The sequence below is a fragment of the Sulfurovum sp. bin170 genome (genome assembly GCF_010892395.1).
In the GTDB taxonomy this organism is placed as follows: domain Bacteria; phylum Campylobacterota; class Campylobacteria; order Campylobacterales; family Sulfurovaceae; genus UBA1140.
The window spans coordinates 1-2,744 of record NZ_JAACKB010000203.1; the positions used below are offsets into that span (position 1 = coordinate 1).

Annotated in this window: 3 protein-coding genes; all 3 read left to right on the forward strand. The window is 34.1% G+C overall.

All coding sequences use genetic code 11. The features are described from left to right. On the forward strand, positions 1-1,110 hold a 1,110-nt coding region (locus GSY74_RS04715; RefSeq protein ID WP_164663951.1), incomplete at its 5' end, for a translocation/assembly module TamB domain-containing protein. A 145-nt stretch (positions 1,111-1,255) separates the two neighbouring features. Next, complete coding sequence (gene ybeY / locus GSY74_RS04720; protein ID WP_164663952.1) at positions 1,256-1,696, forward strand: rRNA maturation RNase YbeY; 441 nt, start codon at positions 1,256-1,258, stop codon at positions 1,694-1,696. Then, positions 1,696-2,649, forward strand: coding sequence for a calcium/sodium antiporter (locus GSY74_RS04725; RefSeq protein ID WP_164663953.1), 954 nt, complete (start codon positions 1,696-1,698; stop codon positions 2,647-2,649). The genes ybeY and GSY74_RS04725 overlap by 1 nt, the downstream gene beginning before the upstream one ends. Positions 2,650-2,744 lie beyond the last annotated feature (95 nt).

A 2,744-nucleotide genomic window follows, 5' to 3' on the forward strand; every position in this document is an offset into this window, starting at 1 on the left:
GCACTATCTGGAAAACTCTCTATAGATAGAGATAATATAGAGGTTGATAGATATAACTTTAAGTTCTATAACGACTACATAAGTCACTTCTATTCCAATAAAAAATCCTATCTAAGCTATAGAGATGGCGTTATCTATGTGGATAGAGTTTGGCTAAAAGAGAAAGCATTGGTTCATGGGGAGTACAATATAGATACTCTAAAAGGTGAGTTTGCTATTGCCTCTGCTAATTTCTCTTTTAAAAATAGAGATTTTGATTTGGTTAGTAGATATGATTTGATATTAAAATTAGATAGAGAGAGACTTTTTATAGATGGGACGATAAACCCCTTTGGCAACACCATCACATATGAGGCTGTTGGCTCTGGTATTTCAGAGGATAGTGATATTATGATAGTCCAAGAGTTGCTTGAAAAAGAGAAAAGTGCCTTGAATAGTATCAAAATGAGAATCACTATAGAGAATGACAAACCTCTAAAATATATTACAGATGATATAAATATAGAGTTTACAAATAGTCTTATTTTGATAAAAGATTATAACAGAGATTTGAAACTTCTAGGTACAACAACTATTAACAGTGGGTACTACCAACAAGATGATAAACGCTTCTATCTGGATAAGAGTCACATCTACTTCTCAGGTAACCCACAAAAGCCTCTCTTGGAGATAAAAGCAACTTACATAAAAGAGCAGTACAATATTCAAATTTTTATATCAGGAACAACAGATGACCCAATCATAAACTTCAACTCCGACCCATATCTGACACAAAAAGAGATACTCTCACTCATTCTCTTTGACTCTACTGGAACAGGAAACAGAAGTGGAACAGAACTATATGCTCTTTTGGGTGGAACTTTTGCAAAAGAGTTGATGAAGAGTCTAGGGATTAGTGTAGACCACCTCCTCTTGGGTCAAGGGATAGATGAGAGACTCTCTGTAGAGATAGGCGAAAAAATCTCTGACAATATCACTGTAATCTATCAACACAATAACGGTAGAGATGGGGTAAAAGTACGAGTTGACCATAGTGATAGCTTTGAGACGAATATTATCTTACAACCACCAAATAGCTCTAGTATTGAGTTTTTGTATAAGAGTGATTAGACTTCTTGCAAAATTTATTTAGAATCGGAGGCTTTAGCCCCGAAAGAGGCAAAACTAAAGTTTTCGTTTCCTAGTTTTGCAAGATCTCTATTAGATTAATTCATTTTAAACATATCTTGCCAACCAATTAGATAAACTTCACAGCATGTTAAATATTGAAAACAAAACAACACTAGAGATTAACCAAAAACATTTAGAGACTATTGCTAATAGTCTAACAACAAGAGAGATTGACCTAACTATATGCTATAATCCTACTATTCAACAATACAACTTAAAATATCGTGGGAAAAATTCTCCTACAGATGTATTGAGCTTTCCACTAAGCAGTGACTTGGTGAATAGTAAGTTTGAGCATATACCTTTAGGTTCGATTGTAATATCTGCTGATTATATCATAGATAGTTCTGAGACTTTAGGACATGAGTTGGATGATGAGTTATCGCTACTATTTATACATGGTCTACTACATCTTTTGGGTTATGACCATGAGATAGATAGTGGAGATATGAGAGCTAAGGAGGAGGCTCTTATACAAAAGTTTAATCTTCCAAATAGTCTAATAGTAAGAACGGAGAAGAGTTAGTGGATTTTGTTATATTTATCTTGGCAATAGGGGCATTGATAGTTGGTGCAGACTTTATAGTTAATCAGAGTGAGAGAATAGCTCTTCATTTTAACATATCAGAGTTTGTTATAGGAGCAACTGTTATTGCTCTAGGTACATCTCTTCCAGAGGTAGCAGCAAGTGTGGCCGCTAGTTTTAATAATAAGCCTGAGATGGCACTCGCCAATGCGATAGGAAGTAATATTTTCAATATAACTCTTGTCCTTGCACTTATATTTATAATAACAAAAAACATTAAACCAAATAGAGACTTTTTTGCAAAAGATACCACTTGGGCATTAGTGCCTATTATGCTGTTTATTATAATGAGTATAGATGGTCATATTGGTAGATTTGATGCTATACTGCTACTATTATTGATGTCTGCTTATGTACTCTTTTTGCTTAATGATGCTCCTGTATTAGAAAATGAAGCTATAGAAGAGATAAAGCAAGAGAAATATTTTAATTGGCTAAAAACCATTCCACTACTTACAGTTGGTCTTATATTGGTTGTCGGTGGTGCTCACTTTACAGTAGAGAGTGCTTCTGGTATCGCTACAGACTTTGGTATTAGTGATAGAGTTATAGCTATTGTATTAATTAGCTTTGGTACTTCTTTGCCAGAACTTGTAGTATCTATATCCGCATCTATCAAAGGTAAAGTTGATATGGCTATAGGTAATATTATCGGTTCTAACCTAGCAAATATAACTTTGGTAATTGGTCTATCAGCACTTGTATCTCCAAATCCAATAGCAATAGATTTAACTATAAAAACTACCATATTTGATATTGCAACAATGACCGTAGCAACGATTATGCTTATATATATTACCGCTAATAAGCTCTATAGTAAACCAGCAGGAATTAGTCTCTTGATTCTTTTAGCTATATTTTTAGAAGGAACTTATCAAAGTATTCAACCGTGAACTACCCCTAGCTAAAGAGCTAGAGGCTTCCTAACTAGCAGACTCCAACAAGTCTGAATTTGAAAGGCTTTCTGATTTATAGTCTTGAAGGCTAA

What these genes read in the sequence shown, in the direction of transcription:
- ybeY (WP_164663952.1), top strand. Translation starts at nt 1,256, where the DNA reads ATGTTAAATATTGAAAACAAAACAACACTAGAGATTAACCAAAAACAT.